25 protein-coding genes are annotated in these 25,060 nt (G+C 53.4%); 3 read left to right on the plus strand and 22 right to left on the minus strand.

Annotated elements, in window-relative coordinates; genetic code table 11:
* Nucleotides 1-521: 521 nt before the first annotated feature.
* The 19 genes from I2D94_RS11905 to I2D94_RS11990 form a co-directional block, all read right to left on the minus strand.
* Nucleotides 522-1,553, minus strand: a complete 1,032-nt coding sequence (locus tag I2D94_RS11905) for a metal ABC transporter solute-binding protein, Zn/Mn family (protein ID WP_072684238.1) — start codon at nucleotides 1,551-1,553, stop codon at nucleotides 522-524.
* A 92-nt stretch (nucleotides 1,554-1,645) separates the two neighbouring features.
* A complete protein-coding gene (locus I2D94_RS11910; protein ID WP_072684237.1) occupies nucleotides 1,646-2,431 on the minus strand; it encodes a site-2 protease family protein in 786 nt (261 codons plus the stop codon).
* On the minus strand, nucleotides 2,421-3,020 hold the full coding sequence (locus I2D94_RS11915) for a peptidoglycan DD-metalloendopeptidase family protein (RefSeq protein ID WP_072684236.1): 600 nt from the start codon (nucleotides 3,018-3,020) through the stop codon (nucleotides 2,421-2,423). The genes I2D94_RS11910 and I2D94_RS11915 overlap by 11 nt, the downstream gene beginning before the upstream one ends.
* 67 nt (nucleotides 3,021-3,087) lie before the next feature.
* The gene (locus I2D94_RS11920) at nucleotides 3,088-4,197 is read right to left on the minus strand and encodes an AI-2E family transporter (RefSeq protein WP_083538492.1); all 1,110 of its coding nucleotides are present in this window, start codon (nucleotides 4,195-4,197) and stop codon (nucleotides 3,088-3,090) included.
* Nucleotides 4,198-4,361: 164 nt separating this feature from the next.
* A complete protein-coding gene (locus I2D94_RS11925; protein WP_072684235.1) occupies nucleotides 4,362-5,129 on the minus strand; it encodes an SDR family NAD(P)-dependent oxidoreductase in 768 nt (255 codons plus the stop codon).
* Nucleotides 5,130-5,294: 165 nt separating this feature from the next.
* Nucleotides 5,295-8,039: a heavy metal translocating P-type ATPase gene (locus tag I2D94_RS11930; protein WP_195397022.1), complete on the minus strand. Its 2,745-nt coding sequence runs from the start codon at nucleotides 8,037-8,039 to the stop codon at nucleotides 5,295-5,297.
* Nucleotides 8,040-8,275: 236 nt separating this feature from the next.
* A complete protein-coding gene (gene minD / locus I2D94_RS11935; protein WP_072684233.1) occupies nucleotides 8,276-9,052 on the minus strand; it encodes a septum site-determining protein MinD in 777 nt (258 codons plus the stop codon).
* Nucleotides 9,040-9,618, minus strand: coding sequence for a hypothetical protein (locus I2D94_RS11940; protein ID WP_072684232.1), 579 nt, complete (start codon nucleotides 9,616-9,618; stop codon nucleotides 9,040-9,042). The genes minD and I2D94_RS11940 overlap by 13 nt, the downstream gene beginning before the upstream one ends.
* Nucleotides 9,600-10,148 (minus strand): hypothetical protein, encoded by a 549-nt coding sequence (locus I2D94_RS11945; RefSeq protein ID WP_072684231.1) that lies wholly within the window; start codon nucleotides 10,146-10,148, stop codon nucleotides 9,600-9,602. Before I2D94_RS11945 ends, I2D94_RS11940 begins: the two co-directional genes overlap by 19 nt.
* A complete protein-coding gene (gene mreC / locus I2D94_RS11950) occupies nucleotides 10,145-10,993 on the minus strand; it encodes a rod shape-determining protein MreC (RefSeq protein ID WP_195397025.1) in 849 nt (282 codons plus the stop codon). The genes I2D94_RS11945 and mreC overlap by 4 nt, the downstream gene beginning before the upstream one ends.
* Nucleotides 10,994-11,034: 41 nt before the next feature.
* Entirely contained in the window at nucleotides 11,035-11,721 is a 687-nt protein-coding gene (gene radC / locus I2D94_RS11955; protein WP_072684229.1) for a DNA repair protein RadC, read from the minus strand.
* A complete protein-coding gene (locus I2D94_RS11960; RefSeq protein ID WP_195397026.1) occupies nucleotides 11,703-12,188 on the minus strand; it encodes a hypothetical protein in 486 nt (161 codons plus the stop codon). Before I2D94_RS11960 ends, radC begins: the two co-directional genes overlap by 19 nt.
* A 123-nt stretch (nucleotides 12,189-12,311) precedes the next feature.
* On the minus strand, nucleotides 12,312-12,521 hold the full coding sequence (locus I2D94_RS11965) for a hypothetical protein (RefSeq protein WP_195397027.1): 210 nt from the start codon (nucleotides 12,519-12,521) through the stop codon (nucleotides 12,312-12,314).
* The gene (locus I2D94_RS11970) at nucleotides 12,508-13,347 is read right to left on the minus strand and encodes an HAD family hydrolase (protein WP_195397028.1); all 840 of its coding nucleotides are present in this window, start codon (nucleotides 13,345-13,347) and stop codon (nucleotides 12,508-12,510) included. Before I2D94_RS11970 ends, I2D94_RS11965 begins: the two co-directional genes overlap by 14 nt.
* Before the next feature lie 228 nt (nucleotides 13,348-13,575).
* The gene (locus tag I2D94_RS11975; protein ID WP_195397029.1) at nucleotides 13,576-14,721 is read right to left on the minus strand and encodes an amidohydrolase; all 1,146 of its coding nucleotides are present in this window, start codon (nucleotides 14,719-14,721) and stop codon (nucleotides 13,576-13,578) included.
* 3 nt (nucleotides 14,722-14,724) lie between these two features.
* The gene (locus I2D94_RS11980) at nucleotides 14,725-15,870 is read right to left on the minus strand and encodes an amidohydrolase (protein ID WP_195397030.1); all 1,146 of its coding nucleotides are present in this window, start codon (nucleotides 15,868-15,870) and stop codon (nucleotides 14,725-14,727) included.
* Nucleotides 15,871-16,030: 160 nt separating this feature from the next.
* The gene (locus I2D94_RS11985; protein WP_195397031.1) at nucleotides 16,031-16,984 is read right to left on the minus strand and encodes a nucleoside hydrolase; all 954 of its coding nucleotides are present in this window, start codon (nucleotides 16,982-16,984) and stop codon (nucleotides 16,031-16,033) included.
* Between the two features lie 31 nt (nucleotides 16,985-17,015).
* Nucleotides 17,016-17,147: a hypothetical protein gene (locus I2D94_RS18495; protein WP_255524745.1), complete on the minus strand. Its 132-nt coding sequence runs from the start codon at nucleotides 17,145-17,147 to the stop codon at nucleotides 17,016-17,018.
* Nucleotides 17,148-17,165: 18 nt separating this feature from the next.
* Nucleotides 17,166-18,479, minus strand: coding sequence for an HlyC/CorC family transporter (locus tag I2D94_RS11990; protein ID WP_195397032.1), 1,314 nt, complete (start codon nucleotides 18,477-18,479; stop codon nucleotides 17,166-17,168).
* Between the two features lie 609 nt (nucleotides 18,480-19,088).
* On the opposite strand from I2D94_RS11990, the gene I2D94_RS18500 reads away from it, so the two are divergent.
* Nucleotides 19,089-19,220: a hypothetical protein gene (locus tag I2D94_RS18500; RefSeq protein ID WP_255370395.1), complete on the plus strand. Its 132-nt coding sequence runs from the start codon at nucleotides 19,089-19,091 to the stop codon at nucleotides 19,218-19,220.
* 84 nt (nucleotides 19,221-19,304) lie between these two features.
* On the opposite strand, the gene I2D94_RS11995 is transcribed toward I2D94_RS18500, so the two are convergent.
* Nucleotides 19,305-20,543, minus strand: coding sequence for an MFS transporter (locus I2D94_RS11995; RefSeq protein WP_195397033.1), 1,239 nt, complete (start codon nucleotides 20,541-20,543; stop codon nucleotides 19,305-19,307).
* Nucleotides 20,544-20,565: 22 nt separating this feature from the next.
* A complete protein-coding gene (locus I2D94_RS12000) occupies nucleotides 20,566-21,354 on the minus strand; it encodes a zinc dependent phospholipase C family protein (RefSeq protein WP_195397035.1) in 789 nt (262 codons plus the stop codon).
* A gap of 240 nt (nucleotides 21,355-21,594) precedes the next feature.
* Between I2D94_RS12000 and I2D94_RS12005 the strand changes: the two genes are divergently transcribed.
* Complete coding sequence (locus I2D94_RS12005) at nucleotides 21,595-22,647, plus strand: inorganic phosphate transporter (RefSeq protein WP_195397036.1); 1,053 nt, start codon at nucleotides 21,595-21,597, stop codon at nucleotides 22,645-22,647.
* 15 nt (nucleotides 22,648-22,662) lie between these two features.
* Nucleotides 22,663-23,280 (plus strand): DUF47 domain-containing protein, encoded by a 618-nt coding sequence (locus I2D94_RS12010; protein ID WP_195397037.1) that lies wholly within the window; start codon nucleotides 22,663-22,665, stop codon nucleotides 23,278-23,280.
* Nucleotides 23,281-23,425: 145 nt separating this feature from the next.
* Here the strand turns inward: I2D94_RS12010 and I2D94_RS12015 are convergent, their stop codons facing one another.
* On the minus strand, nucleotides 23,426-25,027 hold the full coding sequence (locus I2D94_RS12015) for an amidohydrolase (RefSeq protein ID WP_195397038.1): 1,602 nt from the start codon (nucleotides 25,025-25,027) through the stop codon (nucleotides 23,426-23,428).
* Between the last annotated feature and the right edge of the window lie 33 nt (nucleotides 25,028-25,060).

The raw sequence follows: 25,060 nt of genomic DNA on the forward strand, positions 1-25,060 counted from the left end.
TGAGTCCCATTTCTGGAACTCATCTGCGTCTTTCTTGTTTCGGTTTTTCTCTCACCAACACTATTTTTGAAAGAGCCAGAATATTATATCCTAACTTCTGATACTCTCGATGAGATACTAAGATTAACTGAACATCACCTGTATGATTTCTTCTCAATCTCAATATTTTATACTCATCTAATTCTATATCGAGTAGGATACTTTATTCCTACTTCTATAATACGAAAAGCGCTGTCCCATCCAGCAAGAAGTGTCAGCGCTCATCTGTCCAACGCCACCGTAAACGGTAGCTCATGACGGGTGCCGCCTTTCAGCAACACCTTACACCTTTAGTATAGACATTCCTGACGGAATTTCAACTCTTTTCTCTTCTTTCTGAGTTAATTGAGCTTCTGAGTCATCAATCCCAGAATCACAGCTCCATTTATTTTTCATTACGCCTGCCTTTAAAATCCGCCGCTTAAAATAAAAACGCGAAGAGAACTTTCCCTCCGCGCTGAAATCCAAATACGATGCGCCGATCAGGCGTCTTCATCCTCGTCCGCCGCCGGCTCCTGAACCGCAGGCGTCAGATCGTCCTCCGCCATGCTTTCCAGCTGATTCAGGTTTTCGACCATGATCGACAGATAATCCTTATTATCCTCGCGCTGATCCGCCGATAAACTCGACAGATTGCTCAAATCCACCCGCTGCAGGTTCAGCTCAGCCGAAAGCTGATCGAACAAAGCGAGCATATCCTCCGTCATGTTCGGTTCATATGCGATATACTTCACGTTGTCCTCCACGATCTTGGTCTTGATGATATCCAGCTGCTTTTCATTCGGCAGCACACCGTATTTTGACAGAATCACCGGATAGACCTGAATGCCGTACGTCTTCTGCCAGTTGCCGAAGCTGGCGGTCATCGAAACGAATTTAATCGTTTTCTTCTCATTTTTCAGCGTGCTGGACAGACTTTGATATTCGGCGTCCAGACGCACCAGCTCGCTTTCCAGCTGGCTGTAATTTTCTTCAAAGTAGCGGCTTTCCTCGACGTAATTCTCGCACAGCCAGTCGCGGATTTCCTTCGCCATGCTCGTCATCGCGATCGGATCCATCCACAACGCCAGATCCTTTTCATTCACGTCGATCGAATCGAAGGCGTCGCCCTTGTAATACGCGCTTTCGACAAACTGCTCGACATCGTTGGCGATGACGCGGGTATAACGTTTAAACGAATAAATCGAATTATTGACGGACAAATCCTTGACCGCCGCCGAACTGGCCGAACGGATTTCCGGCAGCACAAGCTGGAAATACGGCTCAAGCTGGCCGATGTGCAGCACTAAATCGGCGTCCTTGACGCGTTCTTTCAAATCGCCGGCCGCCGTCGCGCGCTGGACGATCATATCGTCCTGCAGACTTTGGATCTCAATCCGGTCCCCGCCGATCTTTTCCAGCAGATATCCTAACGGATAAACCGTATATACTACCTTTTTCTTATCGGTTGCGCAGCCGGTTAAAGAGGTCAGCAGCAAGCCCAGAAGAACTAGAAGAGTAATTTTCTTTCGCATGGATGTTCCTCGCTTCCTTTTAGGATTATAGCATATTCCGGCCTTGAAAAAAACCCTCTTTCCGACAGCCTTTCCTCGTCTGAACTCCCTGTTTAAATCAACCAGCTACGCGGTTGGGATGGAAGCGGCTCGACCTTGCCAAAGCGCCGCGCCAGCCATTGTTTTTCATCAAGCAGTCCCCCCGGCTCCAGGATGACGTTATGCCGCTGGCGGTATAAATCCTGCTTACGATGCAGCTTTAACGGATGGGAACAGGGATGGATCAGGCGGTACAGGTAGAAATGCTCAGCCTGATACGCCCGCTGGCGCCAGCTGATCAGGTTGACGGCAAACAGAAACCCGAACACCCCGAGCGTCATCGGATTGCAATTCATCAATCTGACAAATACCAGCGGAATCAGCAGCGCCGATAAACTATACGTCAGCGCCTGAGCCGTTTGATACGGCAGAACGCAATGCCACAGCGACTGCACGATCCGTCCGCCGTCCAGCGGATACAGCGGCAGCACGTTAAACAGAAAAACCGACCGATTGATATCCAGCACCCAGTCAAGCATGACCGGCGATATCCAGCCCAGTTTTGCCAATCCCCCATAAAGCAAGGGAATGACGCCATGCATCGCCAGCCCGCCGGCCAGAATCACCAGTTCCTCCCACGCATCCCTATCGCCGAAATGCTCCAGCGTCAGCGCCAGCCCGAATGGCAGGATCGACAGCTGGCGAATCGGATAATGGAAAAACCACGCCCAGAACGCATGACCGCTTTCATGCAGCGCCAGAATGAAGAAAATGTGGCCGAGCGGCACAACGGCGTGAGAAAAAAAAGCCAGGGCTGCCACCAGGATGGTAAAACCGCTGACTTTGATTTTAACCGGCATCGCCCATCGCCCGCTCCAGTGTAACCGGCTGGCCTTGTTCGCTGAATTCCAGATAGACCGCATCCTGCACCGCGCCCAGAACCGCGCCCTTTAAAATCCGGTCGTTGAGATGGATCTGGACCTGCTGCAGCGCGCCATAGGTCACCAGCACGCCGTTATCCTGCTTCACCATGACAATCGCTCCGCTCTCCTGTTCGCCGATGTATAAGACGACGCCCTCAGCGATGCTCTGCACCTGATTGCCGGAAGCGGGTTTATAATAATGATCCTGAATCAGCTCATAGCTGACCGCCGCCGCGACCGGCTGATCCTTGCCAAACCACTTTTCAAACGGCAGCCAGGCTGATAAAGACTTTAAATGCAGCTTTTCTGAAAGCACTTCGATCTGTTGAAGGACAGGTTCAGGATCCACCCAATGCTGCTTCTCGTTGATCATCCAGCCTAAACCCAGACTGGCCCCAACCATCGCCAGCATGGCCAGACCGTAAATAAGGGTAAATAACGGACTTCCCGGCCCTTCATAGGCGCGCGGACCCGGCGCTTTGCGGCGGGCGGATATGCGTTTTCTGATATGTTTGATCTCACTCATGGCTGATCTCCTCCCCTGATACTACTGTATGCGGACAGGCAAAAGAAAAAGAACGGCGAACCGTTCTTTATTCGTCTTCTGAAGGCAGCGGGTCATAGCGCTCATTGCGGAAACGCACGAGGTTGACGATCACCCGCAGGCTCATAAATACCGGGATCGAGATCATGATCCCGATTGGTCCCAGCAGCATCCCGCCCGCAAACACACACAGCAGCGTCCACAGCGGCGGTACTTGCGAACTGCGGGAATGCACGATCGGCGCGATGATGTAGGCATCGACCATCGACAGCACGCAGATCCCGCCGATTAAGATCAACACCTTCGGCAGCGGTAAGGTGAGCGAAGTCAAAATCCCGATAAAGTTGGCGACTGTCGCGCCGAAATACGGCACGATCAACCCGATGGAGGTCAGAAGCGCGACCGTGACCGCACTCTTATGCCCGATCAGCATGTACAGCAGCGAATATTCGATAAACTTGATCGCCATCAGCATCAGCAGCGAATGCAGATAACCGCTGATTTCCGCGTTCACCGCGCTCAGATAGATCGGCAGTTCCTTGTCAATCGTGCGCGCCAAGCTGAAAATCGTCTTGCGGATCTTCTCAAAGTCAAACAGCACATATACCGAAATGATAAACGCGAACACCGCGTTGGTCAGAAATGAAAGCACCTTGGAAATCAGCTGCGGCAGCAGCGCCGAAAAGTTCGGCAGCCAGCTTTTCGTATCGTTGAGCAGCGTCGTGATCTGCTGGAAAATCCCCGCGACTAAGATGTTCGGCGCGTTTTCATTCATTTCCACATATTGTTGATAGAGCCAGTTCAAGCCGGAAATCATCGAGTTGATCAGCTCGGTCGTCTTGTCGTAGACCATCGGCACGACCATCATCAAGATCCCGATCAACAAAGTAAGCATCCCCAGGCAGACCAGCGGAATCGCAATCCTGCGCGACACGCCCTTCTTCTGCAGAAATTCAATAAACGGATGAACGACATAGGCGATCCCAAACCCGACTAAAAACGGCGTCAGAATCAGCCGCAGCGTCGTCAGCCAGCTCATCCAGACATTCGAGGTCAGGGAAAGGAAGTACAGGATCAGCAGGATCAGCAGAACCTTCAACAAGTTCTTCAGCGACAGCTGTTCTTTAAAATAAGCGTTCATTTTATGCAGCCACCCCATCGGACATCCCTCCCCTGCGTATCTTTATTTTATCATTATCAGGTTCAAAAGAAAACCGAAACAACCGGCTGTGAATCCAAACAAGGATCCCCGAGAAAAAAGGAAAGGACAAAAGAAACAAGATCTTCTGTCCTGATCCGCAGAAATAAGTTAATGCGTTCGGTTTATACTAACGAGGTTCCCCCGTCGACGATAATACGCTGGCCAGTAACATAGCTGGATGCGTCGCTGGAGAAAAACAGGACCGGTCCGCTGACTTCTCCATGCCGGCCCGGACGTCCCATCGGACACTGGGCGCTGTAGCCTTGTAAGAAGGCTTCCGATTTGAACAGCGTGTTCTGCGTCATCTCCGACTCAAACAATCCCGGACAGACAGCGTTGACTGTGATGTTGAACTGCCCGTAGGAACAAGCCATGCCCAGTGTCAAACCGAGCACCGCCGCCTTGGAGGTATTGTAGGCATGACGGATAAACATGTCGTTTTTGTCGCCGATCAAAGCGTTGACCGAGCTGATGTTGACGATCTTGCCATAATTCTGTGCTTTCATGTGCGGAATCACATATTTGCTCATCATGTACATCCCCTTGACGTTGATGTTCATCGAGCGGTCCCAGTCTTCCTGACTCAGCGTTTCAACTCCGCCGCGGACGGCGACCCCGGCGTTATTGAGCAGGATGTCGATGCGGCCGAAATGTTCGATCACGGTCTTGACGGCTTTTTCAATACTGGCTTCGTCGGTGACGTCGCAGCCGACCGGCAACGCATCAATCCCTTTCGCCCGTAATTCCTCGGCTAAGGCTTCCAGCTTATCCTGACGGCGCGCCAATAACGCCACATTGGCTCCTGCTTCGGCATAAGCTCTGGCCGAATCCGCGCCCAAGCCGCTGGACGCGCCGGTGACGACGGCGATTTTTCCTGTTAAATCAAACATCAGTAAACCCTCCTTCCGGACTTTTCAGTCCTCTTGTAACTTCAGTATAACAGGAATTTCCGGATTTGATTCAGGCAGTTATTAAAATCTTTCGTAATTTCACAAGTTAATTGATGGACAATGTAAAAACCGGTATTTTTTGCAAATACCGGTGAATGAAATGCCTTATTGCCCGCTTTTCAGCGCCCGCATTGAGTTGAGAATCGCCAGCAGCGTCACGCCCACGTCGGCGAACACGCCCATTCCCATGTTGCTTTTCCCAAACAGCGTCAGAATCAGGACGCCGATTTTAATCGCCAGAGAGAACACGATATTCTGGCGCAGAATCGCGTGGGTCTTGCGGGATATCTGAATTGCTCTCGCCAGCGCTGCCGGATCGTCCTTCATCAGCACGATATCCGCCGCTTCGATCGCTGCATCGCTGCCGACGCCGCCCATCGCAACCCCCAGATCCGCCCGGGCCAGCACCGGCGCGTCGTTGATGCCATCGCCGACAAACGCCAGCTTTTTTCCTTCCGGCTGCGCCGCCAGAAGCTTTTCAACCTGTTCAACCTTATCCTGCGGCAACAGCTGCGCATAGACGGTATCAATTCCAATCTGGCCGGCAACTGCTTCGGCAACGCTGCGGTTGTCCCCTGTCAGCATGACGGTGTTGCGGATGCCCGCCTGTTTCAGTTGGCGGATTGCAGCCTTGCTTGTGCCCTTGATTACGTCGCTGATCCCCAGCCAGCCCAGATATTCGCTCTCCCGGGCTACATGGATGATCGTACCGATCTCATCGGCCGGCGGGCAATCGATTCCGTGCGCCTGCATCAATTTCTCGTTGCCAAGCGCCAGCTTCCGGCCGTTGACTTCCACCTCGACGCCCTGGCCTGAGATTTCCTGATAATGGCGGATTTTCTGATTGTCAATCGGTTTGCCATAGGCTGCGACAATCGAACGGGCGATCGGATGAGTGGAATAGGCTTCGCCATACGCCGCCAATTCCAATAACGCGTCCGCTTCGGCATGGACCGGCTGAATCCGGGTAACGCTGAACTTGCCCTCGGTCAGCGTTCCGGTCTTGTCAAAGACGACAGTATCGACGTCTTTTAAAATTTCTAAGAAATTGCCGCCCTTCACCAGAATTCCCTGCCGGCTGGCGCCGCCGATGCCGGCGAACAGGCCCAGCGGAATCGAGATGACCAGTGCACATGGACAGGATACGACCAGGAAAGTCAGCGCCCGGTACAGCCAGACGTCAAACGATCCCATCTGAAGCAGAAACGGCGGAATGATCGCGACCAGAATTGCCGCCACGACGACCGTCGGCGTATAAACCCGGGCAAACTTGGTGATGAAACGCTCGATCGGTGCTTTTTTGGAACTGGCGTTCTCAACCAGTTCCAGAATCCGCGATACCGTCGATTCGCCGAATTCTTTGGTGACTTTTACCTGCACGACGCCACTGAGGTTGACCATGCCGGCCAGAATTTCTTCGCCTTTCCGCGCATCCCGCGGCAGACTTTCGCCAGTCAGCGCGCTGGTATCCAGCGACGTTGTGCCTTCGGTCAGAATACCGTCCAGCGGCACCCGCTCGCCCGGCTTAATCAGAATGGTTTCCCCGATCGCTACGGATTCCGGATCCACCCGCAGTTCTTTTCCTTCCCGCAGTACCGTCGCATAGTCGGCGCGGATATTCATCAGCGAACCGATTGATTTGCGCGAGCGGTTGACGGCGTAGGACTGGAACAGCTCGCCGATCTGATAGAACAACATAACCGCGACGCCTTCCACGTAATCGCCGATCGCAAACGCTCCGATCGTCGCCACGCTCATCAAGAAGGTTTCGTCAAACCATTCACCCTGAAAAACGTTGCGGATCGCATTGTAAACGACTTCCCCGCCGATCAGCAGGAAGCTGATCAGGAAAATCAAAACGACATAGTTTTGTTCCTGCAAGAAAATCCCGGCGATCAAAAACACGATGCCCGCCAACAGCCTGGCGTTCTGCCGGAAGAAGCCCGGCTGAGCCGCTTCCGGTTCCGCATTTTTCGCGCCTGCCTTCATTTCCACGACGTCGACTTCCGGCTCCAGTTTCTTAACAACCTCCGCAATCGCAGCGATCAGCTCCGTCCGGTTCACGGACGGCTTGGCATCGACAAGCAGCGTCTGTGTAGAAAAGGTGACCGAGGCTTCCTGCACCTGCGGCAGGACATTCACCGCCCGCTCGATCTTCGCTGCACAGTTCGCGCAGTCCAGACCGGCTAAGCGCAGTTTCAGCCCACCTTTCATTGTCGAATGATCGACTTCCGGCAAGGCTTCATGATTGTGACCACAGCCGCATTCCTCTTCTCCATGATGATGTTCGCGGTCTTCGCCGCAGTCACTATGTTTGTGGTGATGTTCGTGATCATGACCACAGCCGCATTCTTCCTCTCCATGATGATGTTCGCGGTCTTCGCCACAGTCACAATGTTTGTGGTGATGTTCGTGATCATGACCACAGCCGCATTCTTCCTCTCCATGATGATGCTCGTGGTCTTCGCCGCAGTCACTATGTTTGTGGTGATGTTCGTGATCATGACCACAGCCGCATTCTTCCTCTCCATGATGATGCTCGTGGTCTTCACCGCAGTCACAATGTTTGTGGTGATGTTCATATTTCTGACTTTCAGACGGCAGCGAACTGTGCGGCGCCGCTTCTTTTTTATCCGTCACTTCCACGATGCGGATATCCGGCTCGACCTTCTTCACAGCCTGAATGATCTGTTCTTTTCTGGATTCGCCTTCAAATTCAACAATCATCTTTTTGTGAACAAAATCGACGGTGACCTCGTTCAATCCCTTGATTCTGCCGACCTGACGCTCCACCTTCATCGCACAGTTCGGGCAATCCAGTTCCGGCAGCGCATATACTTCTGTTTTCATAGTTTTTTCCTCCAGCTAAAATGTTGGATGTTCCGATCATGGGAACAGGGCTGATGAAAACCCAACAGAAATTCTGTTATATATGAATATATGTTCATATGTTTTCTGTTCACATTATAGACTACTCCTATTCTGTTGTAAATAGGAAAAATTATTTTTTGTTATTTTTTTGCTTTCTTTATTTCGCGATGCTTTTTATCTCTGAGACAAAGTAAAAAAGACCGCCGCGGCGATCTTTAACCAAACAATTTCTGGATGATGTTTTTCTCTTTGAATTTCGGCAGCGCCGCTTTCTCGCCCAACAGCCGCTGAGCGATCACGGTGTAGCATTGCGAAGTGATTGTGCTGCGCTTGAACGCCATCGGCACGCCGCGGTTGTTGCAGGCGATCAGATTTTCATCCTCATAAACTAACCCGATCACTTCCAACCCCAGCCAGTCCGCCGCTTCCTTGACACTTAGCGAAATGCCTTTTTCAATGTAACGGGGATTGACGCGGTTCATCACCAGCCGGATCGTCGTCTTGCCTTCTTTTAACAGAATTCCAATCACGCGGTCGCTGTCCTGCAGGGCTGCGATATCCAGCTGCACGACGACTAATGCTTCATCCGCACAGCACATCGCATATTGGAAGCCGCGCTCAATCCCGGCCGGCGAGTCCAACAGGATAAAATCGAACTGATCCTGCAGCTGATCGATCACCGTCGTCAGATCTTCCAGCTTTAACCGGCCGATATTGACCGTCCGGCAGGCCGCCATGAGAAAAAGATTTTCACAGCGCTTGTCCTGGATCATCGCCCGGCTCAGGGGACAGCGGCCTTCGACCGCATCCTTCAAGTCATAGAACACGCGGTTTTCCAAGCCCATCATCACGTCCAGATTTTTCAAGCCCAGATCCATGTCGATCATACATACTTTTTTGCCTAATGACGCCAGCGCGATGCCGAGGTTGGCGCAGACCGTCGTTTTGCCGACGCCGCCCTTGCCGCTGGTGATCATGATTACCCTTGCCACACTTCTTCCTCCTTCAAACTCAGACTCATGCATCTCTGATTCTCATAATACACACAGACTTTCGCGAAATTTGTCAGAATCTGCCAGTCGCTGTCTGAAATCTTGACGCGGGCATGATCCAGTCCCATCGCGATCAGCTGGCAGGCGGGATCGAGCAGGCGGATCTGCCCGGCGACTGTGCCCAGGACGATCAACGGCCCGCCGCCGCGCATTTCGATCTGAATCGGCTGGCGCACATCGTGAAGCAATACGGCCGCACCTTCCAACTGAATCACCTCGCCCGCCCGCAGCGGTTCGCGGATCACGGTCAAATCACCTGAGACTTCCGGTTTTTTCTGAACATAGAGTCCCCGACAGACGCAGCCGGTCGCCTGCAGGATCTCAAACAACTGTTTCAGCCGCTCCGCGCCCGGATCGCTGTCAAAAAAAACTTCGGCCGGATGACCGTCGCGGGTCTTCAGCAGCCGAAGCTTGGCCTCCAGCTCGACGGCCTGATCCTGCCATTGACGGCAGTCCATGCGAATCGTGAGTCCGGAGTTTTGTCCGATTATTTTAACTGTTCCCATCTGAGCTTCTCCCCTTTTCTGCGGATTGACTCCCGCCGAATCTGCAGGGTCTGCCGCTGATCATTCATCCAGATCACAAGCAGGATCGGCGCCAGATTGCCGACAAGCGTCGTTACCAGACGCTTGCTCAGCCATGTCATCAGCGACATCGCCGACAGATTGCTTGCGGTCATATAGAAGTATATCAGAAGCTCTTTGACGAAAATGATCGAAAGTAAGAGAATCATCAGCTCTAATAACGAAGAACTGATATGCTTGCTCCAAATGTGAATCAGAAACGCGCACGCCATGCACACCAGCGAGCTGAGCATGAAGTGATCGGCGTTGAGAAAATCAAAAACCATCCCTGCCACAAACGCCATGAACAGCGAATCCAGAAGATTTTTCTGCCGCACCGTCAGCATCAACGCACAAAAGCCCATGCACGGAATAAAAACCGAATGAATCAACGCGAAATCAAATGGGAACAGCGCGGTGAGAATCATGTCGGCGACTAAGCAAATTCCGATGAAAGCCGCTTCGTAAATCATTGCGAAGCCCCCTGGCGGCGGACGACGCAGACATAGTTAAACGATTGAAAATCCGCAGCCGGCCGGACGTAAATATTCATGCCGACCGCATTGCTCAGTTCCTCGACCTTACTGACCGTGCCGACAAGCAAGCCGGAAGGAAAGACGCCGCCCATGCCGCTGGTCACGACGCGCATCTCTTCCGTAACGGTCGCGCCGGAAGTCAACAGCTGCATCACAAAAGCCTGTTCGTTGCTGTCATATTTCACCAAAATGGCGTCAACACTTTTGCCTTCGCCGATCTCAATCTTTACGGAAACCTTATTCAGCCCATCTTCCGCTGTGATCAGCTTCACCGTCGAAGTGTGTTCGTTAACTTTCGTCACCTTGCCGACCAATCCCTTCGGCGTGATCACGGCATAGTTTAGCCCAACCCCGTCGGCGCTGCCGACGTCGATCGTCAACAGGTTGTTCCAGGCTTCCTGAGTGCGCGAAAGCACGGTCGAGGGAATCAGATCGTAATCCGAAACGATCGTTTTCAAGTCCGCGATCTGTTTCAGCTCCTCGATCTGCCGCTCGGCTTCCGCCAGCTGCCCCTGCAGCGAAGCGATCTGATCGACCTGGGTGCGAAGCAGGTCGTTTTCCTGACGGACCTGCCACAGCCGTGAGAATGAGGTAAAGAAATCCGTCACCGTCGTGACCGGATAATCAATCAACGAATATTTAAGCATGGAAAAGACGTTATACCCCTGCCGGCTGATTTCACTGAACGGGGTCGTTACGCTGACGACGTTTAAAATTAACGACAAGGACAGCGAAATGCCAATCAACCAAAGCAGTATTTTTTGAAAACGATTCAGTTTCATTTTATCACCTGCGTCTATTATACGGTGATTGCCCCCGAACTTCAATCTAATAATCCATGGGCGCGGAAGCTGAAATACTGCGTGGTTCCGACGATTAAATGATCCAGCAGCTCGATTCCGATCAGCTCGCCGGTTTCTTTTAAGCGCTGGGTAATGATCCGGTCGGCCATGCTTGGGGTCAGATCCTGCGATGGGTGGTTATGAACGACCAACACACGGCAGGCCGAGGCCAGCAGCGCTTCCTTAAACACCTCCCGGGGATGGACGATGCTGGCGTCCAGCGTCCCTTTGAACAACAGCCGGTGCTCTAAAATGTGGTTTTTCGCGTCGAGATAGATCGCTAAAAAGTGTTCCTGCTGCTTGCCGCCGATTTCCCGTCCCAGCCAGGCCATCAGCGCTTCCGGATTGGAAACGACGTCGATATCGCGGGTTTGTTCCTCGCTGATCCGCCGCGCCAGCTCAAAACACGCTAAAATCTCCAGACCGCGGACCTGGCTGATGCCTTTGATCTGCGTCAGCTCTTTGAGCGTCAGCCGCGACAGGCCGCTGACGCCCTGACTGCGCTGAAGCAGCTGGTCGGCGATCATCAGACTGGACGCTCCCGGCACGCCGCTGCGTAAAATCAGCGCCAGAATTTCCTTGTTGGAACAGTGTTCAATTCCCTGCTGCAGCGCTTTTTCGCGCGGCCGTTCCTCACAGGGCATTTCTCTTACGGTTGTGATGTACATCCCTCCAATACCGATGCGGTCTGACCTTGGCTTAGCTGCTGGCGTTGGGTTTCGTTCAGCGAACAGGCGCGTTCCATCCATTCGTAATCCAGATCGATCATCCGCTGGCGGCACTGGCGGGTGACTTCCGGATCCAGACTGACGCCGACGGCGACGATCTTGTATTCGCCGCGCGTATAGGTCACGGGCGTGAATCCATCCTGTTCTAAAAACGCTGTCAGCTCGCGCACGGAGCTTTCCTGCGCGAACACCCCGGCCTGAATCCAGCTCAGCGACGATGATCCCTGATCGTCAGAAATCACCGGCGCCGCCGATTCCGGCTGCGTGCCGGGCGTAACGGTGACCTCCAGCGAATCCGCGGGCGCCGAGCTTGTTTCACTGATCCGCGCAAACAAGCCGAAATACAGAACGCAGAAGCCCAGCGACAACAAGACGGCCATCATGGTTACAATCGAACTTTTTTTCATTTGGCTTCACCTCTGGTATCAGCCTATGAGAAACATGACCCGTTCAGTCAGACCGCTCACTTACAATATTCGCTGAAAATTCGATTTCGCCTGCCTCAAAAACGAAAAAAAGGAGATTTTTTCCTATTTTTCTCCTTTTTCCGTCTTTTCTTTCTGAAACAAGCTTGTTTTTAAGGCTTCCGGGTCGACGGATGCCGCCAGCGCCAGCGTGATAATCCGCGCCAGCAGCGGTTCGATTTTCTCCGGTTTGCCCCTGTGATCGTCAAACTGAACCTGTTCGATCAGCTCCGCGCTGGTCACCGCCAGCTGTTTGATCGCGTTATACCGATCCATGCGCACGCTCCTTTTCGTTTCGTTCTAAAATCATCGCCACAGCCTGGGCAAACGCGCCTTCCTCGCAGCTGCCCAATACGAAATCAACCTGTTTTTTAACCGCCTCCACGGCATTGGACGGCGCAAACGACAAGCCGGCTTCCGCTAACATTTCCCGATCATTGTTGCCATCGCCGATTGCCGCCAGCGCCTGCAGCGGAATACCGTGACGACCGCACAGCTGCTTCAGCGCCAGCGCCTTGTGCACGCCCTTTGGCGTAACGTCGAGAAAACCCGGGCCGGAGCGCGTCAGGGTCACGTCCTTCAGGACAGCGCGGGCCTGAAGCTCAATTTCATCCAGCTGCCTGGGATCGCCGGTCAATCCCGCCATGCACGCCGGCTTAGTCATGTAGGAAAAGAAATCGGAACCGACGACTAGAAAATCAATCCCGACGACGGTGCGGTCGCTGTCTAAAGAAGCGTCGTAGCCGTCGGCGATCATCAGATCTTCCTGCTGCACCGCCAGCGTCACGCCCGGATGCGCGTCGGAAAACTGCTTCAGCGTTTTGATTTGACCGAGGGTTAAGCTGTGCAGCACCGTACGGATACCGCGGCGGCAGTCGATCAGCTCCGCCCCGGCGGAGGCGATGATCATCCCGCCTTTTTCCCGCATGCCCAACTGCGCTTCCAGCTTACGCACCCCGGCGTAAATCCGCGCCGTTGCAAGAACCAGTTCGACGCCCTGGCTGCGCAGCGAATCCGCCGCTTTCAGATTTATCTCGGGAATCGCACAGGTTTGATGAGAAAATAAAGTATTGTCAATATCTGACGCTAACATTCGGATCATAGACTTCGCTCCTTGCTTTCCAGGTTTTGCCCGGCTGTCCTTGAGGGCAGGATCATTCAATCGTAACTCTGCTTTTCACTATATCATAAAATTTTGCCGGCGCGAAGTCCCGCACTTACCTCAAATGCAAAAAAATCCTGAAGCCTCGTTAGAAGCGGTCAGGATTTCTTGACTCTATTTTATACTTTTATGCGATTCCGCAGCTTTCTTTCCGTTTGGGAAGCGGCTCTAGGCAACGATCTCGCCGTTGATCAGAACCGTGCGGACCGTCGTGAACATTGCCAGCGGATCGCCGTCGGTGATGACGATATCCGCGTCCTTGCCGACCTCTAATGAACCCACCCGGTCAGCGATGCCCAGATGCTTCGCCGGATTGATCGTGATCGCCTTGAGCGCTTCGGTGTGATCCATCCCGGATTTAACCGCCAGTCCCGCTGACATCGCCAGATATTTCAGCGGCACGATCGGGGCGTCCGTCACGATCGAAACCTGCAGCCCGGCCTTGCTTAAAACGCCCGGAGTCGTAAACGTCATGTTGCGGATTTCAAACTTGCTGTTGGCGTGCAGGTTCGGCCCGACAGCCAGCGGTACGTTGGCCGCCTGCAGCTGCGGCAGGATAAACTGACCTTCCGTCACGTGTTCCAGCGTCAGCTTCAGATCAAATTCCTTCGCGATCCGGATCGCCGTGCAGATATCGTCCGCCCGGTGAGCGTGCGCTTTGAGCGGCAGCTGTTTGCGTACGACCGGCAGCATTGCGTCCAGCTTCATATCGAAGGCCGGGCGTTTGCTCGGATCCTGACGGGCCTCGCTGAGCTTCATTGAATATTCGTTCGCTTTAAACAGCAGCTCGCGCAGCTTGGCCGCCGTCGCCATCCGGGTGTTGTTGTTTTTGCCCTGGTAGCAGCGCTTCGGATTTTCGCCGAAAGCGCACTTCATCGCAACAGCTTCCTTGACGATCATCTCGTCGACGCAGGTGCCGACGGTCTTCACAGCCGCAAACGTCCCGCCGACCACATTCGCGCTGCCCGGTCCGGTGCCGATCGTCGTAACGCCGGCTGCGGCCGCCTCCTTAAACGACGGATCGAACGGATTGATCGCGTCAATCCCGCGCAGCTGAGGCGTGATCGGATCCGTCGATTCGTTGGTGTCGTTGCCCTCGAAGCCGATTCCGTCTTCATACAAACCGATGTGGCAATGACAGTCGATAAATCCCGGGTACACCTGCAAACCTGTCGCGTCGATGATCTCGCAGCCTTCCGGAACCGTTAGGTGTTCCCCGATCGCCGCGATTTTTCCATTATCAATTAAGATATCCGCAATGGCCGGACCTTCGCCGGCCATGGTGGTAACCAGTCCATTTTGAACTAACCGCATGTCTTACGCCACGACCTTTCCGTCGATGATAACGATTTCCGGCTGTGCCGAGACCTCAAAGCAGCTGCCTTCCATGATCAGGATGTCCGCATCCTTGCCGATTTCCAGCGAACCGACGCGATCCTCAATGCCAATATGCTTGGCGGCGTTGATTGTGATCGCTTTTAACGCGTCCCACTCCTTCATGCCGGATTTGATCGCCAGACCGGCGCACAGCGGCAGATACTGCTGCGGAATTACCGGCGAATCGGTGATGATCGAAACCTGACAGCCGGCATTCGCCAGAATTCCCGGAGTTTCAAACGTTTTGTTGCGCAACTCAAATTTGCTCGCATGGGTCAACGACGGTCCGACCGCCATCGGCACCGGTTCGTCCTTCAGCTCGTCGACAATCAGATGCCCTTCCGTTACATGTTCCAGCGTGATCTTCACATTGAATTCCTGCGCGATCCGCAGCGCCGTGAAAATATCGTTGGCCTGATGCGCGTGGGCCTTCAGCGGCAGCTCGCCATGCAGCACCGGCCGCAGCGCTTCCAGCTTCATATCGTAAGCCGGCAACTTGCTTTCATCGCTGCCCGCGGCCAGCACCTTCCGGTCGTATTCTCTGGCCTTCAAAAGCATTTCGCGCAGCTTGGATGCCGTCGACATCCGGGAATAGTTATTCTTATCTTTATAACAACGCTTCGGGTTCTCGCCAAACGCGCATTTCATCGCGACTTCCTTTTTGACGATCATCTTATCGACGCGCTTGCCGACTGTCTTGATCGCCGTAAACGTACCGCCCAGCACATTCGCGCTGCCCGGTCCGGTGCAGACGGTTGTGATGCCGGCCAGCGCCGCTTCACGGAACGTCGGATCCATCGGATTGATACCGTCGATCGCGCGCAGCTGCGGCGTCAGGATATCTGTCATCTCATTGCAGTCGTCGCCCTCAAAACCGATCCCGGAGCCATCCAGGCCGATATGGCAATGCGCCTCGACAAAGCCTGGATAAACATTTTTATCCGTCGCGTCGACGATCTCGCAGTCCTGCGGCACGATCAGATTTCGACCGATCGCCGTGATTTTGCCCTTGTCTGCCAAGATGTCCGCAATATACGGTTCTTCATGAACCGCGTCGTGCACCCATCCATTTTTAATACAAATCATAGTTCACCCTCATTTCTTTCAATAGGTTCATTATACAAAATTTTACAAAAAATGAAAGTGATAAAGGCAGAATTTCATCACTTTCATTTTATTTACATTCAATACAAAGAAACTCAAAGTTTACTTCCTTTCGATCTCACACCACGTTTGCAATTCCGGATTAACGATTTCCCAAAGATCGTTCCAACGCGTGGGTAAACAGCTCCAGAAAGCGCGGAACGTCAACGTCGATCGCCATCTGATGATCCTTCTGTGAGTCGTTGAGCCGCGTCAGATCAGCGACAGTCCGGCCCCGTCCGGCGGCCTCTTCCAGCTCAACCTTGAGGTTGACCGGCAGCGTTGTCATCAGATCCGGATGCAGCGCGGCGGCTGCGGCCAGCGGATCGTGGAGCGGACAGCCGGCCAGACGGCGCTTATCAGTTTTGTAATAGTCGAGATAAAACTGCATCAGCCCGCCGATTAATTCCGAAGCCGGCGTCTTCAAGGCGCGCAGATGATCAATATGCGCCTGATCATACAGCGTCTTCAGCGTCACGTCCAGTCCCACCAGCACCAACGGCAGCCCGCTGGCAAAAACCTCGGCCGCCGCTTCCGGATCGACGCGCACATTGGCTTCCGCAAACGGTGTTTCATTTCCGGCCACCGTCAGCGCCCCGGCCATGCAGACAACCCGGCCGATTCGGTTTTTGAATTCCGGATCCCGGCGCAGCACCTCCGCCAGCGTCGTCAGAGGACCGGCCGTCAACAGCGTCAGTTCCGCTCCATACTGCCGGGCGGCTTCCAGAATAAATTCCACAGCCGGCCGGGGCCGGACAAGATCCGGATCCGGTTCAATCAGCGCTTTGCCAAATCCATATTCGCCATGCACAACCCGGCACATCGGTGTCGGCGCAAAGTCGGTTTGGGTCAGGGGATGAACCGGTCCCGCATAGACCGGAATATCGGTTCGGCCCAGCGCTTTTAACAAGGTTTCCGTATTTTCCAATGCCTGCTTTTGAAACACATTGCCATAGGTGCAGGTCACGCCGATCACCTCCGCAGCCGGATCGCCCAGCGCATAACTCAGCGCCAGCGCGTCGTCGATGCCGGTATCCAAATCCAAAATTATTTTCATAACGGATCCTCCTTGTTTTCCTGATTTCATTTTAAGCCCGTTTGTACCTGACCGCAAGTTCAAGCTGAATTTCCTTTTCCGGCCAGATCGTTTTCCTTTCAGCCCAATCCGGATTCACCGCGTTCCCATCAAGAAAACGCCGGCTGCCGCCGGCGTTGATCATCTTCCTTGATTCCTGATTTTAGAACGAAAGCATCTTCATGCCGTTTTGTTTCTTCGGCTTGTGATCGTCATCTTCTTCATCCTGATCCTGCGGCAGGACGCTGACCTTCACCTCGATCACCTTCCGGGCGTCAGTCTGCGTCACTGTGACGACCAGATTTTTATATGTGAATGATTCGCCGACCTTCGGAATCCGTTCCAGCTCATGGATAACCCAGCCGCTGACGGTGATAAAGTCGTAATCTTCCTCATCTTCCAGGCCAAAGAATTCAAACATATCGTCCAGATCCATATCGCACTCGATCAGATACGTGTTCGGATCCAGTTCCTTGTAATACTCCTTGACCTGATCGTGTTCATCGTAAATTTCACCGACCAGTTCTTCCAGAATATCTTCCAGCGTGATGATGCCGGCGGTTCCGCCGTACTCGTCCAGCACGACCGCCATATGAGTTTTGGAGCTTTGCAGCTGTTTGAGCAGTGTGGAAATCTTGACGTGCGGACTGGTATATAACAACGTCTGGGTAATTGATTTGAACGTGCCCATGTGGTTGTAGTATAAATTGTAGAAATCCTTTTCGTGAATGACTCCGACGATATTGTCGATCGAGTTTTCATAGACCGGCAGACGCGAGAAATTGTTGTTGCGGAACATCAGCTCGATCTCATCCAGCGAATCCGTAACATCGACCGCAACCACGTCGACCCGCGGCGTTAAGATATCCTTGACGTCCAGATCGTTGAATTCAATCGCGGCGCAGATCAAATCGCTTTCATGGGCTTCCAGATCCCCTTCGTTCTGTGCTTCCTCAACGATGGTCAACAGTTCCTCCTGCGTCATCGAATCGTCGTTTTCAACTTTAAACAACATCGAAAGCAGCTTCTTCCACAAGCTGAACAGGAAGTTGATCGGGGTTAAGAGCGTCTGGATAAACCCGATCACCCCCGCAACCGCCATCGCAAACTTCTCCGGCGTTTCCTTCGCAATGCTTTTCGGTGAAATCTCGCCGAAAATTAAGATCACGACCGTCATGACCGCGGTCGAAAGACTGACTCCGGCGTCGCCGAAGCCCAAATTCTGCACGAACAAAACCGTCGCCAGCGACGAAGCCAGAATATTGACCACGTTGTTGCCGACCAGAATCGTGGATAACAACCGGTCGTAGCCGTCCGCCAGCTCCAGCGCTTTCTGCGCCTTGCGGCTGCCGGCCGAAGCCATATTTTTTAATTTTATTTTATTGATACTGGAATACGCCGTTTCAGTCGCCGAGAAAAAACTCGAGCAAAAGACCAGAATGGCTAAAATTCCAATCAGCGTCATCGTATTACTCATCTTACCTCTCTCCTTTTTATCCTTCTGATTTATTTCTGATTTCACTCTCAGAATCGGATAACATGATATCGGATGAACATTCTGATCCTTGACAGTTTCATCCAAATCGGAGATGGCAGGTGCCCTGACTTAACCGTGGGGTGGGGCAAATCGTCCAACGAAAACACATCCTTTCATTTCAATTCACACTATGAGCTTTGCGTCTCTCATAATGACACAGCAGGGTTGCCGCCTTGGATCCGCGAAAGGGATCCGATCAGTCTCATTTCAACAGCGGCGCTCTTCGTGCGTCGCTGCCGTTCAGTCTGCTTCAGCGCTTCATCCGCCCACTTATGGCAATGAAATTTTCCTCACTGATTTTTTGAATTATAGCATGAACTGTTTCTCGGCGCAATGGTCCTGGCATTCAAAATAATGAAAAAGCCTTTATCTGCGCGCTTTTCAAACAATTTACGAAGTTGTTTTCGAGTTAATCATCCATACGCAGAACAATCTGGAAGATCCAGTTTGCCCATTTCTTCATAAATCCTTTATTTTTCTTTACGAAGTCTTAAAGGATGAAACGCCGGAATTGGGGTACAATAAAGACAAGAACAGGAGGGATACGCGATGGCGAAACATCGGCCGTTGAATTTGAAAAATCTGATGCTGGTACTGATTCCCAGTTGTCTGATTTTATTCATCATCTGCTACCTTCTGGGAAATTCTTACGGCTTCCTGCACCAGCTGTTCCACTTCTAAATTAGAACCACGGTTTGTCCTCCATGCGCACCGCACAATTTTCACAAAACTTATAAAACGATGGGCTGCCCCATCGTTTTCAGTTTATTCCATGCGTTGGGCACGGTTGAACAAAAACAGGCCGATGACAAACATCACCGCAAGAATCGCAATCGCCCCATTGGCGCTGCCGGAGATCTGCGCTGTCAGACTGACCAAAGCTGTGCCCAGAAAGGCTGCGCCTTTGCCGCAGATGTCGAACAGGCCGAAGAATTCTCCGGCGTTTTCCGGCGGGATGATCTGCGCAAAATAGGAACGTGATAGCGCCTGGATGCCGCCCTGAAACAAGCCGACGCACACCGCCAGCACCCAGAATTCCCATTGCTTATCCAACTGAATCGCAAAGAGTGCAATGCCGGTATACGCGAAAATGCAGTGCTGGATCAATCTGGCGTTGTTGATCTTGCGGGCCAGCCAGGCAAACACCAGCGCGCTGGGAAACGCAACGATCTGCGTTACCAGTAACGCCACTAACAAGCCCTGAGTATCCAATCCCAAGGCGCTGCCATACGCGGTTGCCATGTCGATGATCGTATAGACGCCGTCGATGTAAAAGAAGAACGCGATCAGAAACAGAAAGATTTTCCGATGTCTGCGGATTTTGCGGAACGAATCGGCTAACCGCCGGAAGCTGCCGCGAAGCTTATCCTTCTGCACGTCTTCAACATAGTATTTCTGCTTGTAGTTTTTTAACAGCGGCAGCGTGCAGCCCAGCCACCACAGGGCGTTGATCACAAACGCCAGAATCATCGCCGTCATGATCGTCATCGAAAACTGTTCGTAAAACAGCACAAAGACCAGACTGATCACAAACGGAATGCAGCTGCCGATATAACCCCACGCATAACCATGCGAGGACACCCGATCCATCCGCTCGGGCGTCGTGACGTCCGAAAGCATCGAATCGTAAAAGATCAGGCTGGCGGAATAGCCGACCTTCGCCACGATATAGAGAATCAAAAACACTTTCCACGAAGTCGGAATCCACAAGGCCGCCAGCGCGCACACGCCAACCATCACGCACAGCGCAAATATTTTTTTCTTCAGTCCCTGATAATCGGCCAGCGTGCCCAGCACCGGCCCGCTCAGCGCCACGATCAGCGTGGAAATCGAAGCGGCATAACCCCAGTACGCCAGATAATCGACTTCCGCGATCCCCGCGCTCTGACAGAGCGAATTGAAGTAGATCGGCATAATCGTCGCGACTAACAAAATAAACGCGGAGTTGCCGACGTCGTATAAAATCCATTGTTTCTCCAAGGCCGTGAGTTTCTTATTTTCCATGTTGTCCCCCATTGTTCATCCTCTACTCGTAGTCTTCGTCATACCACGGATCCAGCGGTTTTTGAGTGTTCAGCGTCGCGACGTATTCGCGGATCAGACGCACGGACAGCACTGCGGCTTCGTCCATCCCCGCCATTCGCTGCTGGATAAAATCAGCGCAGCGCGGATTCGGCTCGCGGTTGATGATCAGGCCGCCTTCGCTCTTGCGGACTCCGACCAAGCCCATCACTCCGAGAATGAAATTGCGCTTTGCCGCGCCGGGAGCGACAAACAGATCCAGCAAGCCGGTCATCGTCTTGAGCGATTGTTCGATATCGCGCGGACAGACGTCAAAGAACGGCGCGATCACCTGGCAGCACGCGGGCGAAATCGTCAGATGCTCCGTCGAGCGGGTGCGCAGCGGATCCTTGCCCTGCGCGACCATCAGCGCCCGATCCCATTCCGACTCAATCTCGCTGTGGCTCAGCCCGGATTCTTCCTGAAACGCAAAGATCGCCGGATGATTCAGGCTGTCCAGCACAAAGTGATTGATAAAGCCCAGAATATAGGCCAGCGCCGCCTCCGGATCCACGCTCTGACGGATCAGGGTGCGGGCGTGTTCAAAGAACGGACGGCCGGGTTCATGGTGCATCGCATAGCCCTGTTTTTTTATTGGCGCCTGACTTAAAGGTTTATAAAAGAAAAGCAGATCCGGTCCGTGCAGACCGATGTTGTAACAATCTAAATGTGAAATGATCCGTTCACGCAGCGCAGGCTCCAGCTGATCCAGAACCTGACGGCCGTAAACGGCATGTGTATAAGTTGCCGGCATACTTCTCCCCCTGACATTTTTCGACCTTATTATATCATGGATCCCCTGCCGGCACTGTTTCTTTTCTGTCAATTATGGCAGAAATCGAACATCTGATTGAGATCTGACGACACAACAGCAGAATTTGCGTTTCCTTCAAGTTGACATTCAGCCTGATCTGTTTGTCGTACTCCCGAAGTTTTCCTGTTCCGCCGGCGGCAGAAATGCTACAATGAAGCCAAACAAAGAAAGGAGCGCAGAATGAGCATTTCGTTATTTGATTTTCTGCAGCAGCTGACCCACAGCCTGCCGTTATTGATCACCGTGATCTTAACGATCGGCGTAATTCTGGTCAACGGCTGGACGGACGCGCCCAATGCGATCGCAACCTGTGTATCGACCCGTTCGATGTCGGCCCGCAGCGCCGTGCTGATGGCGGCATTCTTCAATTTTCTGGGCGTGCTGTTTATGACGATGGTCAACGCTACGGTCGCCGAAACAATTTACAACATCGCGGATTTCGGCTCCGATCCCCAACAGGCGCTCATCGCGCTGTGCGCGGCGTTGTTCGCGATTGTCAGCTGGGCGGTGCTGGCGTGGAAATATGGCATTCCGACCAGCGAAAGCCACGCCTTAATCGCCGGGCTGTCAGGGGCGGCGATCGCCCTGCACGGCGGTTTGGGCGGGATTAATGGATCAGAATGGATCAAGGTTCTTTACGGGCTGGTGCTCTCGACAATCCTGGGTTTCACGCTGGGCTGGCTGTGCGTGAAGCTGGTTGAAGCGCTGTGCCGCAAATTGGACCGGCGGCGCACGAATTCGTTTTTCCGCTATGCGCAAATCGGCGGCGGGGCGGCGATGGCGTTCATGCACGGAGCGCAGGACGGCCAGAAATTCATGGGTGTTTTCCTGCTGGGCGTCTTTCTCGCCCAGGGGCAGGCGCATGTCGAATCCTTCGTGATCCCGCTGTGGCTGATGATTCTGTGTTCCGCCATCATGGGTTTAGGCACCAGCATCGGCGGTTACCGGATCATCAAATCCGTCGGCATGGACATGGTTCGTCTGGAAAAATATCAGGGCTTCGCAGCAGATACCGCGGCGGCGCTGTGCCTGTTGGTTTCCTCACTAACCGGTGTTCCGGTCAGCACGACCCACACCAAGACGACGGCGATCATGGGCGTCGGCGCGGCGCGGCGGCTGTCCAACGTCAACTGGGGCGTCGTCAGGGAAATGGTAATGACCTGGGTTCTGACCTTTCCAGGATGCGGATTGATCGGCTTTCTGATGGCGAAGTTGTTCTTTATTCTCTTTTAATGGAAGGAGTTGTTTATGGGCAAACAATTTGATTATTTCAACGCGTTTCTGGAAATGGGCCGGCATTCGTTAAGGGCTGGGGAGTTGTTGAAGGAAACGCTGGAAACGTATGACCCGGCTGTGCTCAAGGAGCGGATGGCACAAATTCATACTGTGGAACACAGTGCGGATACGCTGAAGCATCAGCTGACCGATCAGCTGATCCGCGAATTTCTGCCGCCGATCGAACGTGAGGACATCATGGAGCTGTCCGATGTGATCGACGATTTGACCGACGCGATCGAGGACGTTGTGATCCGGCTGTATATGTATAATATTCATCAAATCGATCCGCCGGCGCTGCAGTTCTGCGTCTTGATCATCGAGTGCATCCGCACGCTGCAGCAGGCGCTCGAAGAGTTCCGGCATTTCAAAAAATCCACAACGCTGGAAGATCTGATCCGCAGAGTTAACGAACTGGAGGAGAACGGCGACCGGCTGTATGCCGAAACGATGCACGAACTGTTCGCCACGCCGCAGGATCCGCTGGCAATCATGGTCTGGATGGAAATTTATGAACGGCTGGAAAAGTGCTGCGACCGATGCGAGGATGTGGCGAAGGCGTTAGGCCGCGCGGTGCTCAATAATTCATAGTCAAAAGACTCAGCTTCCATAACCTCTGGAAACTGAGCCTTTTTCTTTCTGTAATCTTATCCGTTATTATAAGGATCACCGGTGATGCGGCGTTTTTTCAATCGTGCACAGCCGGCGTAAAATCACAGATCTCAAACGATCCGGATTATTTCGCCTGCCACTGTATTTTTCCCTGACTGATCGTCATCCAGCTGCGGACATCCTTAAGCTTCTGCGGCGGCAGCGTAAACAAGTCCTGATCGCAGATCGTAAAGTCCGGCAGGGCCCCGACCTGAATTACGCCCTTGCGGCCTTCCTCAAAGCTTTGCCAGGCTGCGGTTTCAGTCATGCAGCGCAGCGCCGCTTCCAGAGAGAATGCCTCCTTTGGGCGGTAGCCGCTCGCTTCGGGATGGCGCAGATCCTTGCGCGTAACCGCACAGTACAGATTCGCAAATGGATTGAGATCCTCTACCGGACAATCCGTGCCGAACGAAACCGCCACGCCGCGCTCAGCTAATGAACGGAAGGCATAGGAAGTCTGCGCCAGTTCGTTTCCCACCCGCTGCGCGACGATATGTTGATCATAGTGAAGGAAGATCGGCTGAACCAGCGCCGCGGTATGCGTGGAGGCAAACCGGTCGATCAGCGCAGAATCGGTGATCTGGCAATGCACGATTCCATGCCGCAGCGGATTATCCGGACATGTCCGGTTCACGTGTTCAAACGTATCGAGCACCATTTCAATCGCCGCATCGCCGATCGCATGGCAGACGCATTGCAGTCCATGGGCATGCGCCAGTGACACCAGCGCGTCCAGCTGCACGCGGGTCATCGTCGCAATCCCCCGTGTCGATGGATCGTCGGCATACGGCTGACGCATCCAGGCTGTCCGCGCGCCCAACGAGCCGTCGGTCAACAATTTCAGCGGGCCGAACACCAGCACCTCGTCCGGCGGCGTTTGTTTCCTGATTTCCAGGTAACGCATTAATGATTCGGGATCGGTCAGCGTGCACTGCAGAACGACCCGCACCGGCATCCGGTCTTCCGCGCGCAGCTGGCAATAAGCCTCGAGCATCAGATCCAGGTTTTCACTGGTAATGTCGTTGGAATGCACGGTCGTCAGCCCCGCCCGGGCCGCCGCGTCCAGCGCCAGCGCCAGCCGCTCCTTGATCTGGTCCACCGTCAGCGGCGGATCCAGCGGCTTTAACAACAGCATTGCGTTTTCGCGGAAGATTCCGGTCGGACAGCCTTGCTCGTCAACGTCGATCTGACCGTCCTGCGGCTGAACGATCGCCCCGGTGAAGCCCAGCCGCTGCAAAGCGCATGTGTTTACACAGGCAATATGTCCGCAGGCCCGTGTCAAAACCACCGGCACGCGCGTGCTGATGCGATCCAGATCCGTACGGTTTAAGATCCGGCCTTCCGCAAAATAATCATGATTCCAGCCTCGGCCATGGATCACGCTGAAATCCGGATGTGCCAGAATATAATCCCGGCTGAGGGCAACAACCTCCTCAATCGAGGCAGCATTCTGCAAGTCGATGTTCTGCAGCGTGCAGCCCTTGTTGTAACAATGCAGATGCGTGTCGCACAATCCCGGCAGGACCAGCCGGCCCTGCACGTCGATGACCTGATCACTCTTTTGGCACCGGGCTTTTACCTGCGCGTCGGTGCCGACCGCCAGAATTTGAGATGAGTCAAAGAGCACGGCACTGGCAAATTGATCGCCGCCCAGCCAGATTTTCGCATTTCGTAAAATCGTTCGCATTTTCTTTCTCCTTTTCGCTATCGTGAGAGCAGG

Source organism: Holdemania sp. 1001302B_160321_E10 (genome assembly GCF_015552275.1).
Lineage (GTDB): Bacteria > Bacillota_I > Bacilli_A > Erysipelotrichales > Erysipelotrichaceae > Holdemania.

Excerpts from the sequence above, each read along its gene's own strand:
- I2D94_RS11905 (WP_072684238.1), bottom strand. The coding sequence starts at position 1,553 with ATGCGAAAGAAAATTACTCTTCTAGTTCTTCTGGGCTTGCTGCTGACC.
- I2D94_RS11910 (WP_072684237.1), bottom strand. The coding sequence starts at position 2,431 with ATGCCGGTTAAAATCAAAGTCAGCGGTTTTACCATCCTGGTGGCAGCC.
- I2D94_RS11915 (WP_072684236.1), bottom strand. The coding sequence starts at position 3,020 with ATGAGTGAGATCAAACATATCAGAAAACGCATATCCGCCCGCCGCAAA.
- I2D94_RS11920 (WP_083538492.1), bottom strand. The coding sequence starts at position 4,197 with ATGGGGTGGCTGCATAAAATGAACGCTTATTTTAAAGAACAGCTGTCG.
- I2D94_RS11925 (WP_072684235.1), bottom strand. The coding sequence starts at position 5,129 with ATGTTTGATTTAACAGGAAAAATCGCCGTCGTCACCGGCGCGTCCAGC.
- I2D94_RS11930 (WP_195397022.1), bottom strand. The coding sequence starts at position 8,039 with ATGAAAACAGAAGTATATGCGCTGCCGGAACTGGATTGCCCGAACTGT.
- I2D94_RS11940 (WP_072684232.1), bottom strand. The coding sequence starts at position 9,618 with ATGGGAACAGTTAAAATAATCGGACAAAACTCCGGACTCACGATTCGC.
- I2D94_RS11945 (WP_072684231.1), bottom strand. The coding sequence starts at position 10,148 with ATGATTTACGAAGCGGCTTTCATCGGAATTTGCTTAGTCGCCGACATG.
- mreC (WP_195397025.1), bottom strand. The coding sequence starts at position 10,993 with ATGAAACTGAATCGTTTTCAAAAAATACTGCTTTGGTTGATTGGCATT.
- radC (WP_072684229.1), bottom strand. The coding sequence starts at position 11,721 with ATGTACATCACAACCGTAAGAGAAATGCCCTGTGAGGAACGGCCGCGC.
- I2D94_RS11960 (WP_195397026.1), bottom strand. The coding sequence starts at position 12,188 with ATGAAAAAAAGTTCGATTGTAACCATGATGGCCGTCTTGTTGTCGCTG.
- I2D94_RS11965 (WP_195397027.1), bottom strand. The coding sequence starts at position 12,521 with ATGGATCGGTATAACGCGATCAAACAGCTGGCGGTGACCAGCGCGGAG.
- I2D94_RS11970 (WP_195397028.1), bottom strand. The coding sequence starts at position 13,347 with ATGATCCGAATGTTAGCGTCAGATATTGACAATACTTTATTTTCTCAT.
- I2D94_RS11975 (WP_195397029.1), bottom strand. The coding sequence starts at position 14,721 with ATGCGGTTAGTTCAAAATGGACTGGTTACCACCATGGCCGGCGAAGGT.
- I2D94_RS11980 (WP_195397030.1), bottom strand. The coding sequence starts at position 15,870 with ATGATTTGTATTAAAAATGGATGGGTGCACGACGCGGTTCATGAAGAA.
- I2D94_RS11985 (WP_195397031.1), bottom strand. The coding sequence starts at position 16,984 with ATGAAAATAATTTTGGATTTGGATACCGGCATCGACGACGCGCTGGCG.
- I2D94_RS18495 (WP_255524745.1), bottom strand. The coding sequence starts at position 17,147 with ATGATCAACGCCGGCGGCAGCCGGCGTTTTCTTGATGGGAACGCGGTG.
- I2D94_RS11990 (WP_195397032.1), bottom strand. The coding sequence starts at position 18,479 with ATGAGTAATACGATGACGCTGATTGGAATTTTAGCCATTCTGGTCTTT.
- I2D94_RS18500 (WP_255370395.1), top strand. The coding sequence starts at position 19,089 with ATGGCGAAACATCGGCCGTTGAATTTGAAAAATCTGATGCTGGTACTG.
- I2D94_RS11995 (WP_195397033.1), bottom strand. The coding sequence starts at position 20,543 with ATGGAAAATAAGAAACTCACGGCCTTGGAGAAACAATGGATTTTATAC.
- I2D94_RS12000 (WP_195397035.1), bottom strand. The coding sequence starts at position 21,354 with ATGCCGGCAACTTATACACATGCCGTTTACGGCCGTCAGGTTCTGGAT.
- I2D94_RS12005 (WP_195397036.1), top strand. The coding sequence starts at position 21,595 with ATGAGCATTTCGTTATTTGATTTTCTGCAGCAGCTGACCCACAGCCTG.
- I2D94_RS12010 (WP_195397037.1), top strand. The coding sequence starts at position 22,663 with ATGGGCAAACAATTTGATTATTTCAACGCGTTTCTGGAAATGGGCCGG.
- I2D94_RS12015 (WP_195397038.1), bottom strand. The coding sequence starts at position 25,027 with ATGCGAACGATTTTACGAAATGCGAAAATCTGGCTGGGCGGCGATCAA.